This window comes from Burkholderia sp. D-99, from assembly GCF_011605345.1.
In the GTDB taxonomy this organism is placed as follows: Bacteria; Pseudomonadota; Gammaproteobacteria; order Burkholderiales; family Burkholderiaceae; genus Burkholderia.
On the sequence record NZ_JAAOXM010000016.1, the window covers coordinates 75870 to 95549 of the forward strand.

The window sequence follows — 19680 nt, forward strand, 5'->3', positions numbered from 1 at the left end:
TGACCACCACCGCTCCTTCCTGCACGCGGCGCCGTGGCACCGCGCACTGCATTCTTCTTTCGTGGCCGCGGGCTTCAGCCCACGACGGCACGCACGATCAGGATCAGCACGCCGATGAACACACCGGCCGCCAACAACGCGACGATCAGCACGTGCAGCGGATTGAGCTGCGTCGCGTCGGCCTCCAGGTCGCGCCGCTTGCGCACCCCGAAGAACGACCACAGCACGGCTTTCAGCGCCTGGCCGAACGACCCGCCCCGCTTGACCTCCGTCATCGCCCCGCCTCCGTTGTCATGCGTCCGGCTTCGCCGCGCCCTGCGCCGCGGTCTTGCCCGGCGCCGGCGCCGGCGTGGCCGGCGTATTCAGCTCGAAGAACGTGTACGACAGCGTGATCGTCTTCACGTCCTTCGGCAGTTTCGGATCGATCACGAACACCACCGGCATCTTGCGCGATTCGTTCGCGGCCAGCGTCTGCTGCGTAAAGCAAAAGCACTCGATCTTCTTGAAGAACTCCGTCGCCTGCTTCGGCGCGTAGCTCGGAATCGCCTGTGCAACGACCGGCCTGCCCTGCCCGTTCGTCACGTCGTACACGATCGTCGTCAGCTCACCCGGATGCACGTCGAGACTGTTGTGCTCCGGCTTGAACCCGAGCGGCCCGCGCGCGTTCGCATCGAACTCGACCGACACCGTGCGGCTGGTGTCGACCTGCGAGTTCTTCACCTCGCGCTCGCTGACGTCGCGCTGCACCAGGTTGTTGATGCCGGTGATCTGGCAGATCGCCCGATACATCGGGATCAGCGCGAAGCCGAAACCGAACATCAGCCCGGCCACGACGAAGAGCTTCACCAGCATCGAACGATTGAATGCGCGATCGACGGCGCCCTCTTCCGGCTTCGACATACGACAACTTCCTCGCTACTGCGTCTGTTGCTGCATCAGTGAGTGGACAGCCACCACTGCTTGATCACGACACCCACAAAAAAAACGGCGGCGATGACGAGCAGGATGAGGCCGAGCCGCTTGTTGCCCGCGCGGATCTGCTCGGGCGTTCGTCTTTCTTGTGGATTCCGGGTCATCTGAAACTTCGCTGAAATTTCAATTCCGCGCCCGCCGCGCCTGCCTGCGCGGCAGGCAGCGGCGGAACGCTGGGTAAAACTTATTCGACGTGCGGCGGTTGCTCGAACGTGTGGAAGGGAGCCGGGCTCGGCACCGTCCACTCGAGGCCCGTCGCGCCATCCCACGGCTTGTCCGACGCCTTTTCCAGCTCGCCGCCGCCACGGTAGGCCGGCAGCGCGACTGCGAACAGGAAGTACACCTGCGCGAGGCCGAAGCCGAATGCGCCGATCGTCGCGACCTGGTTGAAGTCCGTGAACTGCGCCGGGTAGTCCGCATAACGACGCGGCATGCCTGCGAGGCCGACGAAGTGCATCGGGAAGAACGTCAGGTTGAAGAAGATCATCGACGCCCAGAAGTGGATCTTGCCGCGCGTCTCGTTGTACATCCAGCCCGTCCACTTCGGTGCCCAGTAGTACCAGCCCGAGAACAGCGCGAACAATGAGCCGGCCACCAGCACGTAGTGGAAGTGCGCCACCACGAAGTAGGTACCGTGATACTGGATGTCGAGCGGCGCCATCGCGAGCATCAGGCCCGTGAGGCCGCCGAACGTGAACACGAACAGGAAGCCGATCGCGAACAGCATCGGGGTTTCGAACGTCATCGAGCCGCGCCACATCGTCGCGAGCCAGTTGAACACCTTCACGCCCGTCGGCACCGCGATCAGCATCGTCGCGTACATGAAGAACAGCTGGCCGGTGACCGGCATGCCCGTCGCGAACATGTGGTGCGCCCAGACCATGAACGACAGGATTGCGATCGAAGCCGTCGCATACACCATCGAGCTATAGCCGAACAGCGTCTTGCGTGCGAACGCCGGGATCACCTGCGACACGATCCCGAACGCCGGCAGAATCATGATGTACACCTCGGGGTGGCCGAAGAACCAGAAGATGTGCTGGTACATCACCGGGTCGCCGCCGCCTGCCGCGTTGAAGAACGACGTGCCGAAGTGGCGGTCGAACAGCACCATCGTGATCGCGCCTGCCAGAACCGGCATCACCGCGATCAGCAGGTACGCCGTGATCAGCCACGTCCATGCGAACATCGGCATCTTCATCAGCGTCATGCCCGGTGCGCGCATGTTCAGGATCGTCACGACGATGTTGATCCCGCCCATGATCGACGATGCGCCCATGATGTGGACCGCGAAGATCGCGAAGTCCATGCCCGGGCCCATCTGCGTCGACAGCGGCGCGTAGAGCGTCCAGCCGGCAGCCGTCGCGCCACCCGGCGCGAAGAACGAACCGACCAGCAGCACGGCCGCGACCGGCAGCAGCCAGAAGCTGAAGTTGTTCATCCGCGCGAACGCCATGTCGGACGCGCCGATCTGCAGCGGAATCATCCAGTTCGCGAAACCGACGAACGCCGGCATGATCGCGCCGAACACCATGATCAGGCCGTGCATCGTCGTGAGTTCGTTGAAGAACTCCGGACGCATGATCTGCAGGCCCGGCTCGAACAGCTCGGCCCGGATCGCGAGCGCCATGACGCCGCCCGACAGGAACATGATGAACGAGAACAACAGGTACAGCGTACCGATGTCCTTGTGGTTGGTGGCGAACAGCCAGCGCCGCCAGCCGTGCGGCATTTCGTGCGCGTGGTCGTCGTGCGCGTGGTCCGCGGCTACGTCGTGCCCGATGCTAGACATGAGAATCTCCTAATGCGAATACGTCGACTAACTCAGCGACACGTCAAGCCGCCGGCCCGATCTCGACACGCCGGGCTTCCTTCGCGTCAGCCCCGCCCGAGATCGTTTCCGGCTTTTTGAGAATAATGTGGTCTTCCGCCACGCCTGCTGCCTTCAGCGCGTCGCGCACGGCCTGTGCGCGATGCTTCGCCAGTTCGGCGTTCGCGTCGGCCGAGCCCGTCTTGTCGGTAAAGCCCGACAGCGCGAGCTTCGCGTCCGGATGTGCCTTCGCATAGTCGGCCGCGGCGGCGATCGCCGCTTTCGCGTCGGCCGGCAGCTCGCTCTTGCCCGTCTCGAAGTAGATGGTCGACAGTGCGGCCGATGCCGACGCTGCCGCCGGTTGCTCGGCTGCGCCCGACGCGGCTTGCGCCGGTGCCGAGGCCGCTTCGGCCGATGCCGCTGCGCCTGCCGTGTCTTCCGGCATCTTGCCGTTACGCGCGTCGGCCACTTGCTTCGGCTGCAGCAGGTCGTTCTTGTGGTTGCCCCACGAATTGCGTTCGTACGTGATGACCGATGCGATGTCGAGATCCGACAGCGAGGCCCACGACGGCATCGCGCCCTTGCCGTGCAGCACGCGCTCGACGTGGCCGGCGATCGGGCCGTTCACGATCGGGCTGCCGTCCATGGCCGGGAAGGCGCCGAGGCCCTTGCCGCTCACCTGGTGGCAGGCCGCGCAGTTCGCCTTGTAGACTTCCTCGCCGTGCGCGACGAGTTCAGCCATCGTGTAGACCTTGTTCGGATCGACTGCGGCGCTGGCCAGCTTGGCCTTCTGCGCGGTGACCCACTTCGCGTAGTCGTCGTCCGACAGGACTTCGACGACGACCGGCATGTACGCGTGCTCCTTGCCGCACAGCTCGGTACAGAAACCGCGGAACGTACCGACCTTGTCGGCCTTGAACCACGTGTCGCGCACGAAGCCGGGGATCGCATCCTGCTTCACGCCGAACGCGGGCACGTACCACGAGTGGACGACGTCGTTCGCGGTCGTGATGATGCGGATCTTCTTGTTGACCGGCACGACGAGCGGGTTGTCGACTTCCTGCAGATAGGTGTCGGTGATCGGCTTCTTGCCCATCACTTCGTCACGCGGGGTGCTCAGCGTCGACAGGAAGCCGATGCCCTCGCCCGGGCCCTTCACGTAGTCGTAGCCCCACTTCCACTGGTAGCCGGTGACCTTGATCGTGAGATCGGCGTTGGTCGTGTCCTTCATCGCGACGACGGCCTTCGTGGCCGGCAGCGCCATCAGCACGACGATGACGAACGGCACGATCGTCCAGATGATCTCGACGGTCGTGCTTTCATGGAAATTGGCGGCCTTGTGGCCTTTGGATTTGCGGTGCGCGAAGATCGAATAGAACATCACGCCGAACACGCCGACGAAGATCACCGTACACAGGATCAGCATCATCGTGTGGAGATCGTAGAGCTCCTCGGCGATTTTCGTGACCGGCGGCTGAAAGTTGATCTCGTTGACGCGGGGGCCGCCCGGGCTATCACCGACCGCCAGGGCGGCACCGGCAAAGAGCAATCCGCTGCATGCCAGCACGCCCGTGAGGGCTCGCTTGATTGTTTTCATAGCATCCTTACCCAAAATTTCCATTCAAACCCTCCCCCGTCGCAAGTCACCGTCCGCCATGCGGCCGGTGCCCGCGCCTCGTCAGCCGCAGCGCCTGAGCGACACGCGCAGTTCGTCGGCGAACTGCGCACGCTTGTACTGCGCGAGATGCTGACCGATTACGACGGTCTGCCCGCGCGATACCAGCCGAATCGGATCGCGTGGCGTCGCACCCGGCTCGACCCGCACCCAGCGCGGGTTGAATTCGATCTGCGTGAGCCGCTCCGCATCCATCCGCTCGATCACGAGCCGGTGCGGATACAGCCTGATGCGTTCGTAATCGACCGCATGGCGAGCATAGATCGCAAATGCGACACCCACCGCCAGCAACTCGATTCCGGTGAAGGGCATGACGAGCCAGGCCCCCTGCCACATCAGCAATGTCGCGATCACCAGCGAGAAACCCGCGAGCGACGCGTAAAACAGCACGAACTGGCGCGGTGACGCCGAACAGTTGCGTTTCATCAGCCAGTCTTCGAGGACCGGCTCACCGTTCGTCGTCTCCGCCAAAACCCTCGCTGCTTCCATCGCCGCCTCACGCGAATGGCATGCGATGCATGCCTGCATCGGACTCGTCGCCCCGTATTGCGGGGACCCCGGGACGACAAGCTGACGCATTATAGGCGGGTTCAATGGCATCCACAAGCAAGCGACTATCGGCCCGCGAGCCAAGCGCGACAAGCTTTCCGGCCATTTCAGGCGCCAATTCGACCCTGCTTTGCGCTGCTAATTTCAGACATAACAAAACCCCTCTTTACCGCTCTACCGATTCTTCGGACGCCCCTTGCCGATGTCCTCGATGCGCACGATCCCGTGCCCTTCGGCGGTCGTGCGCGGCACGGCCTTCCACGCGTGGCCGTAGATCACTTCGAACGTCAGGGCAATCGTGCCGTCCGCGCGCCGGCGCGCCTCCAGCGCATCGCCGAGCGCTGCGCGAAAGCGCCGTGTCGCGCGCTGCGGCGCCTCGCGCTCGAACGGATAGGCGCCCCAGCGGCGCACGTCGGCCAGCAGGGAGTCGGGGGTTTTGTAGGTGACGGTCAGCACTTCCTGATCCATCACGGGAATCTCGAAGCCGCTCTCGACGAGCATGTCGCCGAGGTCGTGCATGTCGACGAAATCGATCACGCGCGCGGCGGGCGGCGCGATGCCGAGCGCCGCTTCGGCGTCCGCGCAGGCTGCGCGCAGTTCGCGCAGCGTGTCGGGGCCAAGCGTGCTGAACATCAACAGCCCGTTCACGCGCAGCACGCGCTGCCATTCGGGCAGCACCGCGTCCGGGCGCGAATGCCAGTGGAGGGCGAGATTCGACCAGATCAGGTCGAACGCGCCGCCCGGGAACGGCAGCGCGGCGAAATCGGCCTGGGCGACGCGGGGGCCGCGCTGGCCCAGCGCACGACCGAGCGAGGCCGGCAGCCAGCGGCGCCAGCTCGTCTGCTCGACCTCGCGCTGACCGGCCCGCGCGAGCATCGCGCCGGACAGGTCGACACCGAATACGGGTGCCTCCGGAAAGCGTGCGCGCAGCGCCGGCAGGTCGTCCCCCGGGCCGCAGCCCGCGTCCAGCACGGCCGCGGGGCTTACCTTGATGTATTCGAGACGCTCGTTCATGCGCTGCGCGATCTCGCGCGGCAGGAACGCGACCGCGTCGAACGTGGCGGCACGGCGGTCGAAGATCCGCCGCAGGCGCCTTGCGTCATTGGCCGGACGGCCGGTTGAAGTCGAAGCTGGGGACATGTCGGGCACACTGGCGAAGAGCCCGAAGTATACTCGCTCGCCCCGCAGGCTTCATTGAGGCGGGGTGTCAGGAGTGTTGCGATGATCCGCAGTTCCGCCCGACGCACGATGCGCGTCGCTTTGTCGCAGGTTCGCGCGCTGACAGCGCGCGTCGCCGCGCTCGCGCTGCCGAATCGCTGCGCACTGTGCGGCAATTTGTCACACATCATGATTTGCGGCGCCTGCGACGTCGCGTACTGGAACGAAGCGCGGCTGCGCTGCGACGTCTGCGCCATGCCGCTGGGCGTCGGTCAACCGCGTTCGCACCGGCCCCGCGGCGCTCACGCCGGCGCCGGCCGCGCGGCCGCGTACCGTTGCGACGCGTGCCGCACGGCGCCGCCGCCGTTCGATGCGACGCTCGCGCTGGCGGATTACCGCGCGCCGCTCGACGGGCTCGCGCGCGGCCTGAAGTTTCACCGGCAGCTCGCGCTCGGCGCCGAATTCGCGGCGCGGCTCGCGCGGCTGATCGACGATACGCCCGGTGTCAGCGGCTTCGACCTGGTGGCGCCGGTGCCGTTGTCGCACCGGCGGCTCGTCGCGCGCGGCTACAACCAGGCGTGGGCGATCGCGCGCCCGCTCGCGCGGCGGCTCGGCGTGCGCGCGGATGCGGCGCTGCTCGCGCGCGTCGCCGACACCGCGCCGCAGTCGCGGCTCGACCGGCATGCGCGGCGCGACAACGTGATGGCGGCATTCGCGGTGGCCGGTGGCGTCGCCGGCCGCCACGTCGCGCTCGTCGACGACGTGATGACGTCCGGCGCGACACTCGCGGCCGCCGCGCACGCGCTGAAGGCGGCCGGCGCCGCACGCGTGACGAATCTGGTTGCGCTGCGCACCGCCAGGGATTAATTAGATAGAGAGGCCGACCGACCGGACACGGCGGCGGCCGCCCCGAACCGGCCGGCCGGGAACGCGCGTGTAGCGCCGCCCCGGCCGGCCCAGCCAAACCGAAACATGTTCAACGTCGTCCTCGTCGCCCCCGAAATCCCGCCGAACACCGGCAATGTGATCCGCCTGTGTGCCAACACGGGCGCGCACCTGCACCTGATCGAGCCGCTCGGCTTCCCGCTCGACGACGCGCGGATGCGCCGCGCGGGCCTCGACTATCACGAGTACGCGCAGATGCGCGTACACCGCGACTGGGACGCGTTCCTCGCGGCGGAAACACCGGATCCGGCGCGGATGTTCGCGTTCACGACGCGCGGCTCGGGCCGCTTCCACGATCATGCGTTCCTGCCCGGCGACTGGTTCGTGTTCGGCTCGGAAACGCGCGGCCTGCCCGCCGAACTGCTCGAGCGCTTCCCGAACGAACAGCGCGTGCGCCTGCCGATGCGGCCGGACAACCGCAGCCTGAACCTGTCGAACACGGTCGCGGTGGTCGTGTTCGAGGCGTGGCGCCAGGCCGGCTTCGAAGGCGGCGCATGACACTCGCACTGCGCATCCCGCACTGCGGGATGCGTCACGCCCGCGCGAGCCGCGCGCGATACAGGTCGTAGATGTCGGGGGAAAAGCACGCGAACACCACGCGTGCGAGGTTCGGCGCCTGCGGCAGCATTTCGGCGACGGTGCCCACGGCGATGTCGACGGCCTCTTCAGCCGGATAACGATAGATTCCGCAGCTGATCGCCGGGAACGCGATCGACGTCGCCGCGACCTCCTCGGCCAGCTCGATCGCACGCCGGTAACACGACGCGAGCAGGTCGGCCTCGCCGCGCCCGCCGCCGTGCCACACGGGCCCGACCGCATGGATCACGTAGCGCGCCGGCAGCCCATGGCCGCGCGTGAGCTTGGCGTCGCCCGTCTCGCAGCCGCCGAGTGTGCGGCACTCGGCGAGCAGGCCGGGGCCGGCCGCGCGGTGGATCGCGCCGTCGACGCCGCCCCCGCCGAGCAGCGAGCCGTTCGCGGCGTTGACGATCGCATCGACATCGAGCGTCGTGATGTCGACGACCTGCGCATCGAGCGTGGTGGAATGGATCTGCAGCATGACAACCTCCCGGAACGCCGGAGACTGTTCAAGCGTAGTCCGCTTTGGCGCCGCGCGCCCGGCGCAACCGCACCGGGCAGCGCCGGTTCGCGCTACTCGGCGCGTGCGTCGCGCCGCAGCAGGCCGCTGACGGCGTCGCGCGGCGCGATACCGTCGAACAGCACGCCGCACACGGCTTCGGTGATCGGCATTTCGATCGACTGCGCGCGCGCGATGGCCAGCACGGCCTGCGCACAGCGCACGCCTTCGGCCACGTGGCCGAGCGCGCCGAGGATATCGTTCAGCGTGCGGCCGGCCGCCAGTTGCAGGCCGACCGTGCGGTTGCGCGACAGGTCGCCCGTTGCGGTGAGGATCAGGTCGCCGAGGCCCGTCAGGCCCGTGAAGGTTTCCGCACGGCCGCCGAGCGCGACGCCCAGCCGCGACATTTCGGCGAGGCCGCGCGTAATCAGCGCGGCGCGCGCGTTCAGCCCGAGGCCAAGGCCGTCGGCGATGCCGGTCGCGATCGCGAGCACGTTCTTCACCGCGCCGCCGACCTCGACACCGACCACGTCGTCGCCTGTATAGATCCGCATCGCACCGTGATGGAATGCGGCGAGCGTGCGCTCGCGGCATTCGGCGGACGCGCTCGCCACCGTCAGCGCGACGGGCAGCGACTGCCCGACCTCGCGCGCGAAGCTCGGCCCCGACAGCACGCCGTTGCTCTGCTGTTCGGGCAGCTCGGCCGCGATCACCTGATGCGGCAGCAGATGCGTGTCGGCCTCGAAGCCCTTGCAGACCCAGACGACGTGCGCGGGCACACAGCCCGCATCGCGCATCGCATGGCACAGCGTGCGCAGCCCGGCCACCGGCGCGGCGATCACGCACAGTGCGTCGTCCGCGGCGCCATGCGCGAGCGCGGCGCCGAGATCGGCGTCGTAGCGCAATGCGTCAGGCAGCGCGATGCCGTCCAGATAACGGGAATTTTCGTGCCGGGCCTGCAGCCCGGCGATGAGCGCGGCGTCGCGCGCCCACAGAAGCGTATCGTGCCGCGCGGCCAGATGGCCCGCGAGCGCGGTGCCCCAGGCACCGGCGCCGAGAACGGCTACTTTCATACCCAGCACCGGTCCTCCGAGTAAAACGTCAGTTCAGCGTCGTGCCGTTCGGCGCGCCTGCTGCGGCACCGGCCTGCTGCTGAAGCTGCGCGAGACGCTGTTCGTACAGCGCCTGGAAGTTGATTTCCGCCAGGTGGATCGGCGGGAAGCCCGCGCGCGTGATCGCGTCGGCGATGTTCGAACGCAGGTACGGAAACAGGATCGTCGGGCACGCGATGCCGACGAGCGGGTCGAGCTGCTCGTCCGGAATGTTGCGAATGTCGAAAATGCCGGCCTGCTTCGCTTCGATCAGGAACGCGACCTTGTCCTTCACCTTCGCGGTGACGGTGCCCGACACGACGACTTCGAACACGCTTTCCGCGAGGCGGTCGGCCTTGACGTCGACTTCGACTTCAACCGACGGCATGTCCTGCTCGAGGAAGATCGCCGGCGAATTCGGCTGCTCGAGCGACATATCCTTCAGGTAGACGCGCTGGATGTTGAAGAACGGTTGATTTTCGACGTCGGACATGGTGTTTCCCTAAAAGTGGTGACGGAGCGGCCCGGCTTCTCGCCGGCCGCCACGGATGAATCCTGCGCGCTCGAGCCGCAGCGCGGCCGGCGGCCATTCTGCCCTAATCAGGCCGCTTGCAGAAGCGGTACGAGGCCGCCTTCGCGGTCGAGCTTCGACAGATCGTCGTAGCCGCCGACGTGCGTGTCGCCGATATAGATCTGCGGCACCGTGCGGCGCCCCGTGCGCGTCATCATTTCGTCGCGGCGGGCCGGATCGCGGTCGATCAGCACCTTCTCGATCTGCTCGACGCCGCGCAGCTTCAGCAGGCGCTCGGCCTGGATGCAATACGGACACACCTGCGTGCTGTACATCAAAACCTTGTTCACTTCGCCACTCCTTGTTTGACGACCGGCATCCCGGCCTGCTGCCAGGCGGCCACGCCGCCCTCGAGCACGTGCACCTCGGCGTAGCCCGCCGCCTCGACCTCGCGCGCCGCCTTCTGCGACTGCTGGCCGTTCTGGCAGACGAGCAGCACCGGCGTGCTCTTGTTCTTCGCGACCTGCGCGATCTTCGCGCCGATCTCGCCCGCCGCGACCTGACGTGCCGACGGCAGGTGGCCGGCAGCGAAATCGGACGCGGCGCGCACGTCGATCACGACCGCGTTGCGGCGGTTGATGAGTTGCGTCGCCTCTGCGGCCGACAGGCCGCCGCGGCCGCGGCGCAGTACGGGCCAGGCCAGCAGGCCGCCGGATACCACCAGGATCGCGATAAGGGCCAGGTTGGTGTAATCGGTAAAGAACGTCACGGAATTCCGCCGGAAAAAGAGAAATCGGATGAGGACAATCCCGCCATTATAAAATAACCGTCTTGCGCGATGGCGGGCCCGGGTCGGGTCCTGCGCGACGCGCCACAGCTTCCTTCACTACCGACCGCAAGATCCATGTACAAACTCGTTCTCATCCGCCACGGCGAATCGACGTGGAACAAGGAAAACCGCTTCACCGGCTGGGTCGACGTCGACCTGACCGAACAGGGTCGCAACGAGGCCTACCAGGCCGGCGAATTGCTCAAGGAGGCCGGCTACACGTTCGACATCGCGTACACGTCGGTACTCAAGCGCGCGATCCGCACGCTGTGGCACGTGCAGGACCGGATGGACCTCATGTACCTGCCGGTCGTCCACTCGTGGCGCCTGAACGAGCGCCACTACGGCGCGCTGTCGGGCCTGAACAAGGCGGAAACGGCCGCGAAGTTCGGTGACGACCAGGTGCTCGTGTGGCGCCGCAGCTACGACACGCCGCCGCCCGCGCTCGAGCCGACCGACGAACGCGCGCCGTTCAACGACCCGCGCTACGCGAAGGTGCCGCGCGAGCAGCTGCCGCTCACCGAGTGCCTGAAGGACACGGTCGCGCGCGTGCTGCCGCTGTGGAACGAGTCGATCGCCCCGGCGGTCCGCGCCGGCAAGCAGGTGCTGATCGCCGCGCACGGCAACTCGCTGCGCGCGCTGATCAAGTACCTCGACGGCATCTCGGACAGCGACATCGTCGGCCTGAACATCCCGAACGGCGTGCCGCTCGTGTATGAGCTCGACGAGAACCTGAAGCCGATCAAGCACTACTACCTCGGCGACCAGGACGCGATCGCGCAGGCGCAGGCCGCCGTCGCGAAGCAGGGCAAGGCGGGCTGACGCCCGTCGGCCGGGTGAGCCGGGCAGGCTGGGTGAGCCGCGTCCGGCGCGGCATGCCCGGCCCCGGCCCTCGCCCGGCGTACCGCGCGAACCTTCGCGCGCCCGACGCTGTCGAATCCGCTTTCGAACCCGCAGCGCGTCCGGCGGTGCCCCGCCGGGCCTTCCCCGGGGCCCTTTTCGACGCTTTTCGCGCCGTTCCACTGAGTTATCGGACGAACAGTTATACTTGTCCGCTACATCCCCGCTACCGCCACGCGCTTCCCGACCGCACCAGATCTCTATGCGAATGAAATTGAAGAACATCGGCCTGATTGCCGCGGGCCTCGCCACGGGCGTGTTCGCCACGCTGCAGGTTTCCGCATCGGCCGAGCAGACCGCCACGGCGCCGCTTCCCCTCGACCAGCTCCGCCTGTTCGCGGAAGTCTTCGGACAGATCAAGCGCGAGTACGTCGAACCGGTCGACGACAAGAAGCTGCTGACGGCCGCGATCAAGGGCATGGTGTCGAGCCTCGACCCGCATTCGTCGTTCCTCGACAAGACCGACTATGACGAGCTGCAGGAGCAGACGAAGGGCCGCTTCGCGGGTCTCGGCATCGAGATCTCGCAGGAAGACGGCCTCGTCAAGGTGATCTCGCCGATCGAAGATACGCCCGCGTTCCGCGCCGGCATCCGTCCGGGCGACCTGATCACGCGCATCAACGACAAGCCGGTGCGCGGCATGACGCTCGACAAGGCCGTGAAGCAGATGCGCGGCGAGCCGGGCACCAAGGTCACGCTGACGATCTTCCGCAAGAGCGACGACCGCACGTTCCCGGTCACGGTCACGCGCGCGATCATCAAGGTCCAGAGCGTGAAGATGAAGATCCTCGATCCGGGCTATGCGTATGTCCGCATCACGAGCTTCCAGGAGCGCACGACGCCCGATCTCGCGCAGAAGCTGCAGGACATCGCACGCCAGCAGCCGAACCTGAAGGGCCTCGTCCTCGACCTGCGCAACAACGGCGGCGGCCTGCTGCAGAGCGCGGTCGGCGTCGCCGGCGCGTTCCTGCCGCCCGACTCCGTCGTCGTGTCGACCAACGGCCAGATCCCCGATTCGAAGCAGGTCTACCGCGATACGTACGACAACTATCGCCTGCCGTCCTTCGACGGCGATCCGCTGAAGAACCTGCCGCCGGTCTTCAAGACCGTGCCGATGATCGTGCTGACGAACGCCTATTCGGCGTCCGCGTCGGAAATCGTCGCCGGCGCGCTGCAGGATTCGAAGCGCGCGCAGATCATGGGCAAGACGACGTTCGGCAAGGGTTCGGTGCAGACGGTTCGCCCGATGACGGCCGATACCGCGCTGCGCCTGACCACGGCGTACTACTACACGCCGAGCGGCCGTTCGATCCAGAACAAGGGCATCACGCCCGACGTGCCGGTCGATCAGTATGCGGACGGCGATCCGGACGACGTGCTCGTGACGCGCGAGGTCGACTACTCGAACCACCTGGCGAACACGCAGGACCCGAACGAGAAGAAGGAACAGGAAGACCGCGAGCAGCGCCGGATGGATCAGCTGCGCATCCTCGAAGAGCAGAACGACAAGAAGACGCCGGAGCAGCGCCAGAAGGACCGCGATCGCAAGCCGATCGAGTTCGGCAGCGCCGACGACTTCATGATGCAGCAGGCGCTCAACAAGCTCGAAGGCAAACCGGTGCAGGAATCGAAGTCGTTGCTCGCCGAGAGCGCGACGAAGAGCCCGGCCGGCAAGGCCACGTCCGCCGCGAAGGCGTCGGGCGCGAAGGCCGCCGCACCGAAGCCCGCGTCGGCACCGCAGTAAGCGCCGGCCGGCATCCGACGGGCCATCGCGGGAAGACCGCGATGGCCCGTTTTTCATGCGCGCCTAAAATAACGACACGTACGCCGCCTCGCCCACGACTCCCCATGAACGACGATCAACTCCTTCGCTACTCCCGTCACATCCTCGTCGACGAAATCGGCATCGAGGCGCAGCAGCGCTTTCTCGATGCGCACGCGATCGTCGTCGGCGCGGGCGGCCTCGGCTCGCCCGCCGCGATGTACCTCGCGGCATCGGGCGTCGGCACGATCACGCTCGTCGACGCCGATACGGTCGATCTCACGAACCTGCAGCGGCAGATCCTGCACGTGACGGCATCGGTCGGCCGCAGCAAGGTCGAATCGGGGCGCGACACGCTCGCGCAGCTGAACCCCGAGGTGACGGTGCACGCGGTCGCAGCGCGCGTCGACGACGCATGGCTCGACGCGCACGTGCCGCGCGCGACCGTCGTGCTCGACTGCACCGACAACTTCGCGACGCGGCACGCGATCAACCGCGCGTGCGTCGCGCACGGCGTGCCGCTCGTGTCGGGCGCCGCGCTGCGCTTCGACGGCCAGATCAGCACGTTCGATTTCCGCGACCCGGCCGCGCCCTGCTATGCGTGCGTGTTTCCGGAAGACCAGCCGTTCGAGGAAGTCGCATGCGCGACGATGGGCGTGTTCGCGCCGACGGTCGGGATCATCGGCGCGATGCAGGCCGCCGAGGCGCTGCGTGTGATCGGCGACATCGGCAAAACGCTCAACGGGCGGCTGATGATGCTCGATTCGCTGCGGATGGAATGGACGACAATGAAAATCGCGCGCCAGGCCGACTGCCCCGTGTGCGGGGGCCGGCACTGACGCGCGACGGGCATGCGCCAGCCGGCGCATGCGTGTTGACACTTCGCTACCGTTCGAGCGGCGACGCGCTCGCCTACGCGGCCGCGTCCGCGCGCGGCTCGGCGACCGACAGCCGCTGCAGCGCGGCCTGCACTTCCTCCGGCTCGAACGCGGCGAGCACGTCGGCCGTCGGCTTTTCGAGCGCCTTCAGGTGTGCGCGCAGGATCTCCTGCTTCACGACGAGCAACTGGCTCGGGTGCATCGAGAACTCGGTGAGCCCCATCCCGAGCAACAGACGCGTGAGCGCCGGGTCGCCCGCCATCTCCCCGCACACCGACACCGATACACCCGCACGCTTCGCTTCACGCAACGTATAGGCGATCAGGTGCAGCACGGCCGGATGCAGCGGGTCGTACAGGTGCGCGACCGCGTTATCGGCGCGGTCGATCGCGAGCGTGTACTGGATCAGGTCGTTCGTGCCGATCGACAGGAAATCGAACCGCTTCAGGAACAACGGCAGCGCGATCGCCGCGGCCGGAATCTCGATCATCGCGCCGATGCGCACGTTCGGATCGTACGCGAGCCCCGCGTCGTCGAGCTGGCGCTTCGCCTCGCGGATCAGGTCGAGCGACTGGTCGATCTCCTGCGCGTGCGCGAGCATCGGGATCAGGATCTTCACCTGGCCGAACGCGGACGCGCGCAGGATCGCGCGCAGCTGCGTGAGGAACATCTGCGGCTCGGACAGGCTCCAGCGGATCGCGCGCAGGCCGAGCGCGGGGTTCGGCGCCGTCTCGTAGCCTTCGTCGAGCGCCTCGAGCGGCTTGTCCGCGCCGACGTCGATCGTGCGGATCGTCACCGGCATGCCCTTCATCCACTCGACGGCCCGCTTGTACGCGGCGAACTGCTCTTCCTCCTCCGGCATCTCCTTCTGATGCATGAACAGGAATTCGGAACGGAACAGCCCGACGCCGACCGCGCCGGCCTCGACGGCCGCCTTCGCGTCGTCGGGCAGTTCGATGTTCGCATACAGCTCGATCTTGGTGCCGCACAACGTTTGCGTCGGCGAGAACTTCAAACGCTGCAGCTTGCGTTGCTCCAGCAGCTTCTCGGACTGCCGGTACGAATATTCCTCGAGGACGATCGGCGCCGGATCGACGATCACGATGCCCTGGTCGCCGTCGACGATGATCAGGTCGTCCTTGCGGATCAGCGCGCTCGCGTGCTGCACGCCGACCGCGGCCGGAATGCCGAGGCTGCGCGCGACGATCGCCGTGTGCGACGTACGCCCGCCGAGGTCGGTGACGAACGCCTGGAACGACTGCGACTTGAACTGCATCATGTCGGCCGGCGCGATGTCGTGCGCGACGACGATCATATCGTTCGTGCCGTTCTTGGCCGCGCGGTCGAGTGCCTGCGACGCGGACGGTGCGCCGGCGAGCGCCTTCAGCACGCGCTCGACCACCTGCTCGATGTCGGCCTTGCGCTCGCGCAGGTATTCGTCCTCGATGTCGTCGAAGTGACGCGTGAGCAGCTCGAGCTGCTCGGTCAGCGCCCACTCGACGTTGTAGCGGCGCGCGCGGATCAGGTCGATGGTTTCCTGCACGAGCATCTCGTCGCTCAGGATCATCGCGTGAACGTCGATGAATGCGCCGACTTCGCTCGGGGTATCGTCGGTCAGGTCGGCGCGCAGCGCCTCGAGTTCGTGATGCACGACTTCGAGTGCCGTGCGGAAGCGCTCGACCTCGGCATCGATCTGGTTTGCGTCGATCAGGTAATGGGCGACGTCGAGCGCCGCCGGCGCGATCAGGTACGCTCGCCCGATCGCGATACCACGTGAGACGGGAATGCCATGCAGCGTGAAGGACACGCGCACCTCCTCTGTACAAGTAAAGCCGCGGCACACTGCTGCGATGCGCTTATGACCCCGGTTAGCGATTATAAATTCCGCGCGCCCCCGCTGACTGCATGCACCGCAGCATTGCGCATTCCGCATCAATGCTTCCGACGAAAAAAATGCCGCGAAATCCGCGGCATTCTGACTGGAAACGGCAACGATCCCGCGCGTGGATCACTGGCCTTCGCCGAATTTGTCGGCGATCAGTTTCAGCAGCGCGTCCATCGCTTCCCGCTCGTCGGACCCTTCGGTCTCGATCGTCACGGTGCTGCCGATGCCCGCCGCCAGCATCATCACGCCCATGATGCTCTTCGCATTGATCTTGCGCCCGTTGCGCGTCATCCAGACTTCAGACTGGAAGTTGCCGGCCAGTTGCGTAAGCTTGGCCGATGCGCGCGCATGGAGCCCCAATTTATTGACGATGGTGGTTTCTTGTTGAAGCATGATTCTCGGTCGGGTCGGTCGGAGCCGCCGGCGGCGCGCGTCGGCGGTGTTGTCTAAAACGGAAAACGGGAAATCAGTGCGATTCGGTGCGCGGCTGCGGTTCGGGCGGAATCGGTGCGCACTGGCCGCAGCCGGTTTCCGTCGGCGGCGGCGGCGTACCGGACGACACCTCGTGGACGCCCTTCGCGCCGCCGGACAGCGCCTTGTCGACCAGCTTGTCGAGCGGCACGGTGCGGTAGCAGACGGCCCGCACGAGCATCGGCAGGTTCGCGCCCGCGAGCACGCGCACGTTGTCGATCTTGGCAAGCTGGCCCGCGATGTTTGCGGGCGTCGCGCCGTACATGTCGGTCAGCACGACCACGCCGTTCTCTTCCTTGAGCCGAGCGAGCTCCGCGTGCGCGAACGCCATCACCTGGGTCGGATCGCTGTCCGCCGTCACGTCGATACAGCCGATGCGGGCGGGCACGCCGCCGTAGATGTGCGCGATGCAGTCCCGCAGCGCGGTGGCGAGCGGGGCGTGCGCGATGATCAGGATCCCGGCCATGTCAGATCGCTCCCGGCCGCCCCTGGCGGGCCGATACCCCGCGGCGGGGCAATGAGCGTAGCGAGTGTGGGAAACGTTTCATGGTCAGCCTTGCAACAGTTTCGGCCCGACCGCCGGGCCTTCGGTGCGCGATCGCGGCACCGGGCAAGCGGGCATTGTAGCAGGCCGGTCGAGCTGCTCCGGCGACGGGGGACCTGCGCGGCCGCCGCCGGGGTTACGCGGGAGACGGCCTACGCGGCCGCACGCTCCAGCGCGTCGATGAACATCGCGGCGACGTCGAAGCCCGTCTGCTCCATGATCTCGCGGAAGCACGTCGGGCTCGTGACGTTCACCTCGGTCAGCCAGTCGCCGATCGCGTCGAGGCCGACCAGCAACAGCCCGCGCGATGCGAGCACGGGCCCGAGCGTTTCGGCGATCTCGCGATCGCGGGCCGTCAGCGGCTGCGCGACACCCAGCCCGCCAGCAGCCAGATTACCGCGCACCTCGCTGCCCTGCGGAATCCGCGCGAGCGAAAACGGCACCGGCTCGCCGCCGATCAGCAGGATGCGCTTGTCGCCGGCCTTGATCTCCGGGATGAATTTCTGCGCCATCACCGAGCGCGTGCCGTCGTGGCTCAGCATCTCGATGATCGAGCCGAGGTTCATGCCGTCCGGCTTCACGCGGAACACGCCCATCCCGCCCATCCCGTCGAGCGGCTTCAGGATCACGTCGCCGTGCTCGGCGTGGAACGCGCGCAGCCGTTTCGCGTCGCGTGTGACGAGCGTCGGCGCGACGAACTGCGGAAACTCGCCGATCGCGAGCTTCTCCGAATGGTCGCGGATCGACTGCGCCTTGTTGAACACGCGTGCACCGGCGCGCTCGGCCAGCTCGAGCAGCCACGTCGACGTCACGTATTCCATGTCGAACGGCGGATCCTTGCGCATCAGCACCGCCCCGAACGATTCGAGGCGGCGCGCCTCGACGGGCCCGGCCTCGTACCACGTCTCGCGATGCAGGTCGTCCGGTTCGCCGACGAAGGTGATACGCCGCACGTCGGCCTCGACGGCCGACCCCGTCCACGCGAGGTGGTTCGGCTCGCACGCGTACACCGCATGCCCGCGCCGCGCGGCCTCGGCCATCATCGCGTAGGTCGAATCCTTGTAGATCTTGAAGCGCTCGAGCGGGTCGGCGATAAAGAGAATGTCCATGAGGTCCTGTACGTAGCGAAGGTCCGTTACACCTGGATGGCTTCGGGATCGGTCTTTTCCAGTTCGATCGACGACGCGATCAGCGACAGCCGCGCGACGACGCCGTACATGTAGAAACGGTTCGGCGGCGCGGCGCCCGGCTTCGCGCCGGCGTCCGGCAGCGCGGTGTGCTCGAAGCCGAGCGGCACGTAGTGCATGCCGGGCGCGTTCAGGTTCTGGTCGCGCTCGCGGCCGGCGTGCGTGCGGTAGAAGCCGCCGACCACATAGCGGTCGATCATGTACACGACGGGCTCCGCGACTTCGTCGCCGACGCGCTCGAACGTATAGACGCCTTCCTGCACGATCACGTCGCGCACCGCGAGGCCGGCCTTCGACTCGGCCATCTGCGCGCGCTCGGCCTTCGACATGCGGCCGATCTCGGCCGCGTCGTGCACGGTCATCACGCCGCGCCCCGCCGTGCCCGCGTCGGCCTTCACGACGACGTACGGCTTCTCGCTGATCCCGTATTCGCGGTACTTGCGCGCGATCTTCTTCAGCACGCTGTCGATTGACTCGGCGAGCGCCTGCTCGCCTTCATGCGCCTGCCAGTCGACGCCTTCCACGTGCGAGAAATACGGATTCACCATCCACGGATCGACGCCGACCATCTTCGCGAACTTCTTCGCGACGTCGTCGTAGCACGAGAAGTGCGTCGACTTGCGGCGCACGGCCCAGCCCGCGTGCAGCGGCGGCAGCAGGTATTGCTCGTGCAGGTTTTCCAGCACGCCCGGGATGCCGGCCGACAGGTCGTTGTTCAGCAGGATCGAGCACGGGTCGAAATTCTTCAGGCCGAGGCGGCGCTGCGAACGCTCGAGCGGTTCGAGCACGATCTTCTGGCCGTCGGCCAGCGTGATCGGCGTCATGTCGGTGATGCTCGGGTCGAGCGACCCGAAGCGCACGTTCAGGCCGGCCTGGCGCATGATCGTCGCGAGGCGTGCGACGTTTTCGAGATAGAACGCGTTGCGGGTCGGCAGCTCGGGAATCACGAGCAGGTTCTTCGCGTCCGGGCAGATCTTCTCGATCGCGGCCATCGCGGCCTGTACGGCGAGCGGCAGCACTTCGGACGGCAGATTGTTGAACGCGCCGGGAAACAGGTTCGCGTCGACGGGCGCCAGCTTGAAGCCGGCGTTGCGCAGGTCCACCGAACAATAGAACGGCGGGGTATGTTCCTGCCATTCGAGCCTGAACCAGCGTTCGATCGCAGGCGTCGCGTCGAGGATCTTCTGCTCGAGTTCGAGCAGCGGACCGTTCAACGCGGTAACGAGGTGGGGAACCATGAATCACTCGCGAGCGGGAGAATGAAGATTGTAGAGCAATTGCCCCGCCCATTTGGGGATTGTTCCCGGCTTCGCAAGGGTTTGGAGGAAGTTTTCGGCTATTGACCCGATAGCGCGAAGGGTTATGCGCTACGGCAGCAGCCGGCAGGAGAAAAAAAGCCCGCCGGGTGGGCGGGCCGAAGTCGCTGCGCTCATTCATG

General features: G+C 66.7%; 22 protein-coding genes. 5 read left to right on the forward strand and 17 right to left on the reverse strand.

The genetic code is table 11. The annotated features are described in order from the left end of the window. Nucleotides 1-74: 74 nt before the first annotated feature. From HAV18_RS35360 to HAV18_RS35390, 7 genes are all read right to left on the reverse strand, one after another. Nucleotides 75-275: a DUF2970 domain-containing protein gene (locus HAV18_RS35360; protein WP_021163748.1), complete on the reverse strand. Its 201-nt coding sequence runs from the start codon at nt 273-275 to the stop codon at nt 75-77. A 16-nt stretch (nt 276-291) separates the two neighbouring features. After that, a complete protein-coding gene (locus HAV18_RS35365; RefSeq protein ID WP_011353276.1) occupies nt 292-900 on the reverse strand; it encodes a cytochrome c oxidase assembly protein in 609 nt (202 codons plus the stop codon). A gap of 35 nt (nt 901-935) precedes the next feature. Next, entirely contained in the window at nt 936-1076 is a 141-nt protein-coding gene (locus tag HAV18_RS35370) for a cytochrome oxidase small assembly protein (RefSeq protein ID WP_034179107.1), read from the reverse strand. Between the two features lie 80 nt (nt 1077-1156). Further along, a complete protein-coding gene (gene ctaD, locus HAV18_RS35375; RefSeq protein WP_031401318.1) occupies nt 1157-2764 on the reverse strand; it encodes a cytochrome c oxidase subunit I in 1608 nt (535 codons plus the stop codon). A gap of 43 nt (nt 2765-2807) precedes the next feature. Beyond that, on the reverse strand, nt 2808-4403 hold the full coding sequence (gene coxB / locus HAV18_RS35380; RefSeq protein ID WP_166965118.1) for a cytochrome c oxidase subunit II: 1596 nt from the start codon (nt 4401-4403) through the stop codon (nt 2808-2810). Between the two features lie 57 nt (nt 4404-4460). Further along, the gene (locus HAV18_RS35385; RefSeq protein WP_046196288.1) at nt 4461-4985 is read right to left on the reverse strand and encodes a DUF2244 domain-containing protein; all 525 of its coding nucleotides are present in this window, start codon (nt 4983-4985) and stop codon (nt 4461-4463) included. Nucleotides 4986-5180: 195 nt separating this feature from the next. Beyond that, the gene (locus HAV18_RS35390; RefSeq protein ID WP_166965120.1) at nt 5181-6146 is read right to left on the reverse strand and encodes a methyltransferase domain-containing protein; all 966 of its coding nucleotides are present in this window, start codon (nt 6144-6146) and stop codon (nt 5181-5183) included. Between the two features lie 81 nt (nt 6147-6227). Between HAV18_RS35390 and HAV18_RS35395 the strand changes: the two genes are divergently transcribed. Together HAV18_RS35395 and trmL are read left to right on the forward strand one after the other, a co-directional pair. Then, nucleotides 6228-7031 (forward strand): ComF family protein, encoded by an 804-nt coding sequence (locus tag HAV18_RS35395; protein WP_166965122.1) that lies wholly within the window; start codon nt 6228-6230, stop codon nt 7029-7031. A 105-nt stretch (nt 7032-7136) separates the two neighbouring features. Further along, a complete protein-coding gene (trmL, locus tag HAV18_RS35400) occupies nt 7137-7607 on the forward strand; it encodes a tRNA (uridine(34)/cytosine(34)/5-carboxymethylaminomethyluridine(34)-2'-O)-methyltransferase TrmL (protein ID WP_166965124.1) in 471 nt (156 codons plus the stop codon). 34 nt (nt 7608-7641) lie between these two features. Here trmL and HAV18_RS35405 read toward each other — a convergent pair whose 3' ends face one another. The 5 genes from HAV18_RS35405 to HAV18_RS35425 all read right to left on the reverse strand — a co-directional run bounded on the left by HAV18_RS35405 (nt 7642) and on the right by HAV18_RS35425 (nt 10555). Then, complete coding sequence (locus HAV18_RS35405; protein ID WP_166965126.1) at nt 7642-8166, reverse strand: O-acetyl-ADP-ribose deacetylase; 525 nt, start codon at nt 8164-8166, stop codon at nt 7642-7644. A 92-nt stretch (nt 8167-8258) separates the two neighbouring features. Next, on the reverse strand, nt 8259-9257 hold the full coding sequence (locus HAV18_RS35410) for an NAD(P)H-dependent glycerol-3-phosphate dehydrogenase (RefSeq protein WP_069257649.1): 999 nt from the start codon (nt 9255-9257) through the stop codon (nt 8259-8261). Between the two features lie 28 nt (nt 9258-9285). After that, nucleotides 9286-9768, reverse strand: coding sequence for a protein-export chaperone SecB (gene secB, locus HAV18_RS35415; protein WP_011353285.1), 483 nt, complete (start codon nt 9766-9768; stop codon nt 9286-9288). Between the two features lie 107 nt (nt 9769-9875). Further along, nucleotides 9876-10136, reverse strand: a complete 261-nt coding sequence (grxC, locus tag HAV18_RS35420; RefSeq protein WP_039346228.1) for a glutaredoxin 3 — start codon at nt 10134-10136, stop codon at nt 9876-9878. Next, nucleotides 10133-10555, reverse strand: coding sequence for a rhodanese-like domain-containing protein (locus tag HAV18_RS35425; RefSeq protein WP_166965128.1), 423 nt, complete (start codon nt 10553-10555; stop codon nt 10133-10135). The genes grxC and HAV18_RS35425 overlap by 4 nt, the downstream gene beginning before the upstream one ends. A 135-nt stretch (nt 10556-10690) precedes the next feature. Here HAV18_RS35425 and gpmA point away from each other — a divergent pair, with 135 nt between their 5' ends. The 3 genes from gpmA (at nt 10691) to HAV18_RS35440 (ending at nt 14116) form a co-directional block, all read left to right on the forward strand. Then, nucleotides 10691-11437: a 2,3-diphosphoglycerate-dependent phosphoglycerate mutase gene (gene gpmA / locus HAV18_RS35430; protein ID WP_021164239.1), complete on the forward strand. Its 747-nt coding sequence runs from the start codon at nt 10691-10693 to the stop codon at nt 11435-11437. 280 nt (nt 11438-11717) lie between these two features. After that, a complete protein-coding gene (locus HAV18_RS35435; protein ID WP_166965130.1) occupies nt 11718-13259 on the forward strand; it encodes a S41 family peptidase in 1542 nt (513 codons plus the stop codon). Nucleotides 13260-13363: 104 nt separating this feature from the next. Next, nucleotides 13364-14116 carry a molybdopterin-synthase adenylyltransferase MoeB gene (locus HAV18_RS35440; protein ID WP_166965132.1) on the forward strand — a complete coding sequence of 251 codons (753 nt, stop codon included), beginning with the start codon at nt 13364-13366 and terminating at the stop codon, nt 14114-14116. A 73-nt stretch (nt 14117-14189) separates the two neighbouring features. Here HAV18_RS35440 and ptsP read toward each other — a convergent pair whose 3' ends face one another. From ptsP to gshA, 5 genes are all read right to left on the reverse strand, one after another. Next, nucleotides 14190-15962 (reverse strand): phosphoenolpyruvate--protein phosphotransferase, encoded by a 1773-nt coding sequence (ptsP, locus tag HAV18_RS35445; protein ID WP_166965134.1) that lies wholly within the window; start codon nt 15960-15962, stop codon nt 14190-14192. Nucleotides 15963-16163: 201 nt separating this feature from the next. Continuing rightward, on the reverse strand, nt 16164-16433 hold the full coding sequence (locus tag HAV18_RS35450; protein WP_031401331.1) for an HPr family phosphocarrier protein: 270 nt from the start codon (nt 16431-16433) through the stop codon (nt 16164-16166). Between the two features lie 73 nt (nt 16434-16506). Next, a complete protein-coding gene (locus HAV18_RS35455; RefSeq protein WP_166965136.1) occupies nt 16507-16977 on the reverse strand; it encodes a PTS sugar transporter subunit IIA in 471 nt (156 codons plus the stop codon). Between the two features lie 230 nt (nt 16978-17207). After that, the gene (gene gshB, locus HAV18_RS35460) at nt 17208-18164 is read right to left on the reverse strand and encodes a glutathione synthase (RefSeq protein ID WP_166965137.1); all 957 of its coding nucleotides are present in this window, start codon (nt 18162-18164) and stop codon (nt 17208-17210) included. A 26-nt stretch (nt 18165-18190) separates the two neighbouring features. Next, the gene (gene gshA / locus HAV18_RS35465; RefSeq protein ID WP_166965139.1) at nt 18191-19480 is read right to left on the reverse strand and encodes a glutamate--cysteine ligase; all 1290 of its coding nucleotides are present in this window, start codon (nt 19478-19480) and stop codon (nt 18191-18193) included. Between the last annotated feature and the right edge of the window lie 200 nt (nt 19481-19680).

Excerpts from the sequence above, each read along its gene's own strand:
- HAV18_RS35360 (WP_021163748.1), bottom strand. The coding sequence starts at position 275 with ATGACGGAGGTCAAGCGGGGCGGGTCGTTCGGCCAGGCGCTGAAAGCC.
- HAV18_RS35365 (WP_011353276.1), bottom strand. The coding sequence starts at position 900 with ATGTCGAAGCCGGAAGAGGGCGCCGTCGATCGCGCATTCAATCGTTCG.
- HAV18_RS35370 (WP_034179107.1), bottom strand. The coding sequence starts at position 1,076 with ATGACCCGGAATCCACAAGAAAGACGAACGCCCGAGCAGATCCGCGCG.
- ctaD (WP_031401318.1), bottom strand. The coding sequence starts at position 2,764 with ATGTCTAGCATCGGGCACGACGTAGCCGCGGACCACGCGCACGACGAC.
- coxB (WP_166965118.1), bottom strand. The coding sequence starts at position 4,403 with ATGGAAATTTTGGGTAAGGATGCTATGAAAACAATCAAGCGAGCCCTC.
- HAV18_RS35385 (WP_046196288.1), bottom strand. The coding sequence starts at position 4,985 with ATGCAGGCATGCATCGCATGCCATTCGCGTGAGGCGGCGATGGAAGCA.
- HAV18_RS35390 (WP_166965120.1), bottom strand. The coding sequence starts at position 6,146 with ATGTCCCCAGCTTCGACTTCAACCGGCCGTCCGGCCAATGACGCAAGG.
- HAV18_RS35395 (WP_166965122.1), top strand. The coding sequence starts at position 6,228 with ATGATCCGCAGTTCCGCCCGACGCACGATGCGCGTCGCTTTGTCGCAG.
- trmL (WP_166965124.1), top strand. The coding sequence starts at position 7,137 with ATGTTCAACGTCGTCCTCGTCGCCCCCGAAATCCCGCCGAACACCGGC.
- HAV18_RS35405 (WP_166965126.1), bottom strand. The coding sequence starts at position 8,166 with ATGCTGCAGATCCATTCCACCACGCTCGATGCGCAGGTCGTCGACATC.
- HAV18_RS35410 (WP_069257649.1), bottom strand. The coding sequence starts at position 9,257 with ATGAAAGTAGCCGTTCTCGGCGCCGGTGCCTGGGGCACCGCGCTCGCG.
- secB (WP_011353285.1), bottom strand. The coding sequence starts at position 9,768 with ATGTCCGACGTCGAAAATCAACCGTTCTTCAACATCCAGCGCGTCTAC.
- gpmA (WP_021164239.1), top strand. The coding sequence starts at position 10,691 with ATGTACAAACTCGTTCTCATCCGCCACGGCGAATCGACGTGGAACAAG.
- HAV18_RS35435 (WP_166965130.1), top strand. The coding sequence starts at position 11,718 with ATGCGAATGAAATTGAAGAACATCGGCCTGATTGCCGCGGGCCTCGCC.
- HAV18_RS35440 (WP_166965132.1), top strand. The coding sequence starts at position 13,364 with ATGAACGACGATCAACTCCTTCGCTACTCCCGTCACATCCTCGTCGAC.
- HAV18_RS35450 (WP_031401331.1), bottom strand. The coding sequence starts at position 16,433 with ATGCTTCAACAAGAAACCACCATCGTCAATAAATTGGGGCTCCATGCG.
- HAV18_RS35455 (WP_166965136.1), bottom strand. The coding sequence starts at position 16,977 with ATGGCCGGGATCCTGATCATCGCGCACGCCCCGCTCGCCACCGCGCTG.
- gshB (WP_166965137.1), bottom strand. The coding sequence starts at position 18,164 with ATGGACATTCTCTTTATCGCCGACCCGCTCGAGCGCTTCAAGATCTAC.
- gshA (WP_166965139.1), bottom strand. The coding sequence starts at position 19,480 with ATGGTTCCCCACCTCGTTACCGCGTTGAACGGTCCGCTGCTCGAACTC.